The sequence below is a fragment of the Mesorhizobium sp. M8A.F.Ca.ET.021.01.1.1 genome (assembly GCF_003998025.1).
GTDB lineage: Bacteria > Pseudomonadota > Alphaproteobacteria > Rhizobiales > Rhizobiaceae > Mesorhizobium.
Map to the genome: position 1 here is coordinate 1 of NZ_RZSJ01000654.1, position 3,274 is coordinate 3,274.

A 3,274-nucleotide genomic window follows, 5' to 3' on the forward strand; every position below is an offset into this window, starting at 1 on the left:
TCGAATTCTGCGTCGCGTTGATGTTCTGGCCGACGAACGACGCTGCCAGCGCCGATCCCGTCGATTTCAGCGTGTTTCCGTCGATCGACAGCAGCAGCTTGTCGGCCGTTGCGCCGCCGCTGGTGATGAAATCGAGCGCCCTGCCGCCGGCGGCGATGTCGTTGTTCCTCAGGAAGAAACTGGAGGCGGCCGACGCGCTGCCGGAAATACCGGCGCCGGTGCCGGTGTTGCTGATGATGAGGTTCTGGACGCCACCGGTGATCAGGCCCGAGCCTGATGTCGCCAGGCTGACGACCGATCCGGCGTTGTTGCTCTGCAGGACAGGCCGCAGCGTATCGATGCCGGCGGGGGCCGAGACGACCGTCGAGTTCTGCACGGTGGTGAAATGGAACGACGCCCCGGCGCCGCCGCTGGCGTCGACGCCGAGCTGCGAGACATCGACGGCAGCGTCGCCGCTCTTGAAGGCGAGCAGCACCTGTCCGTCGTCGAGCTGGAACGTGGTTCCGGCGAGGTCGATCGTCGACTGGCTGCCGCCGGTGGTCTGGTCGATCAGCACGATGACATTGGCGGTGGTGGACGCCTGGGCGCCAGCATAGCTGCCCGGATTGGCGAGGCTGCCGTCGCCGGTGCCGCCTTCGGTGACGTAGTAGACGCTGATCGACGACAGGTTCGAAATGTCGCCGGTGAAATTGACGTCGTTGAAATTGTAGTCGCCATTGGTCGGCAAGCTATCGGTGGCGTGGATGACCTGGCCGCCGGTGGTGGCGATCGACGATTCGGCCGGACCCTGGCCATCGCCGAAGACCAGCTTGGCGTTGGTGGTGCTGGAGAACTGCACGCCATAGCCGACATTGGCGATGGTCGAGGTCTGGCCACTCGGACCGGGGTTGTTGTTGACGAGGTCGCCGAGCTGGATCGTACCGGTGCCGGTCGTGCCGGCCATGTCGATGCCGATCGTGCCGGCGAAGCTGCCGCCATCGACGTCGAAATCGCCAGCCGTGATGTTGCTGGCGCCGAGCGCGGCGCCGCTGAGGTCGAGGCCGGCCGCGTTGGTGGCGCCGAGCCCGATGTTGAGGCTGGTGAAATCAAGCGTCGAGCCGAGCGTGCCGGAAATGTCGACGCCACGCGACGTGATGCCTTGCAGGTCGACCACGCCGAGGCTGATGGCGCCGCCGCTGACATTGTTCAGCGCAATGCCGGTCGCCGCACCGTTGACCGTGATGGAATCGAAGGTGACGCCGCCGGCGCCGATCGTCGCGCCGTCGAGGTTGAGCGCGGTGCCGGTCGCGGTAGTGATGGTGTTGCCGGTGTCGCTGACACTGACCGTGCCCAGGCCGGTGGTGCTGGCGGTAAAGCCCGCACCGCTCGTGGTGGTGATGACGAGGCCGCCATTGCTGAAGTCGACCGTGCCGTTCGGATTGCCGGTCAGGCTGGCGCCGTCGGTCGCGCCCGAGTCGATCTGCTTGGTCGTGCCGGAGAAGGTGACCGTCGCCGCCGTGCCGTTGTCGATGCCGGCAACGACGATATTGCCGCCGGCGCCCGTGAGGCTGTCCGTCAAATTGCCCGACAGCGTCACCGAGCCGCCGGTCAGTTCCTGGATCGAAGCCGCCGCGCCGGTGCCGTTGCTGGCGATGGTGCCGCCATAGGAGATAACGGCGTTGCCGCCGCTCTGATCGGTCGCCGAGCCGACATTGAAGGACGTGCCCGCGCCGGTGTTGGTCAGCGTGCCGGTGCCGAAAGCGGCTGTGCCGCTGAGAGCCTGCAGGTCGATGCCGTTGCCCGAGCCGAACGTGGCGTTGGTCGAGGCGAAGTTGATACCAGCGGTGATGCCGTCGAGCGCCGCCGCTTGGGCGCCCGTGGCGCTGATCGTGCCCGTCGTGACATTGACCGTGCCGCCGCCGCTGGCGCTGAACGCCGTCGCGCCATTGGTGCTGATGTCCACATCCGCGAAGGTAATCCCAGCGCCGGTATTGTTGGTCAGCGAAACGCCGTTGCCGCCGATGGTCGCCTTGTCGGTGAAATCGACCAGGCCGCCGGTGCGGTTGGAGATCGTGACACCGCCGCCGGTCAGCGTGCCGGCCGGGCCGCTGTTGGGCAAATTGCCGCGCGTGAGCGTGATGTTGCCATTGCCGCCATCGGCGGCGAGCAGCGTGCCGGCGACGTTGATGTTGTTGTTGGTGATCGACACGTTGGTGGTGAGGCCGTCGACCTTGAAGGCGGTCTGGCCAACGGCGACATTGCTGACCGTGACGCCGTCAACGACGATGCCGCCGGCATTGCCGAAGCCGACCGCGCTCTCGTCGATGAGGAAGACCGAGCCGCTGCCGCCGCTGAAGTCGAAAGCGGTGTTCTTCACCTGATTGCTGCCGAGCAGGTGCAGGGTATCGCTGCCCGTGCTCTTGACCACGCCCTCGTCGCCGGTGACGTTGCCGCCGGTTGCCCCGAGATTGCCCTGGACGTTGATCGGCTGGACCGTGCCGGAGGTGAGGATCGAGTTGCCGTTGCCGAAGCCGGTGATCGACTGGCCCGAATCGAGCGTGAACGGCGTGCCGCTGAGATCGACCGTGCCGACAAAGGCGAAGACCACACCGCTGCCGCTCATGGCATCGGCGGCGGTCACCGAAATGGTGCTCACATCCGCGCTCAGCCCATCCGTGCCGGCGGCGATGACGCCGCCGTTCTGCGAGACCATGATGGTCCCACCAACCGCGCTGGCCAGATGCGCGCTGCCGGTGAAGGCGACATCGTTGAAATTGTAATTGCCGAGCGCCGGATTGAGCCCGACCGTGTTGACGGTATAGCCGCCCGCCGCCGCGCTGATGGAGGATTGCAGCCCATCGGCGGAAGTGCCGTCGCCGAAGGTGAAGTTGGCATTGGCCGAGGTCGCCGTGGTGCCGCCCGACGACAGCTCGACGCCGACGCCGACATTGGAAATGCTGGAGCCGCGCGCGAAGGTGATGGTCTTGTCGGCTTGCGTCGACGACAGGTCGATGCCGCGCGAGGTCAGGTCACCGGTGCCGGTGATATGAGTCACGCCGAAATCGGCCGTGGCAAAGGCGCCGCTGAAGTTGATGCCGGTCTGGTTGGCGCCAGCGCCCATTGTCACGGTGGTTGCCCCGAAGCTGGCATCGGCACTGGCAGTTGCGAAGCTGATGCCGCTCTGGTTGGCGCCGGCGCCCATCGTCACGATGGTCGTGCCGAAGCTGACATCGGCATTGGTGAATGAGAAGTTGATGCCGGCCACGTTGGCGGCAGAGCCCAGCGTGACCTGGGT

General features: G+C 66.3%; 1 pseudogene. It reads right to left on the reverse strand.

The features are described from left to right. Positions 1-3,274: pseudogene (locus EOA36_RS31585) on the reverse strand (S-layer family protein); the annotation flags it as partial.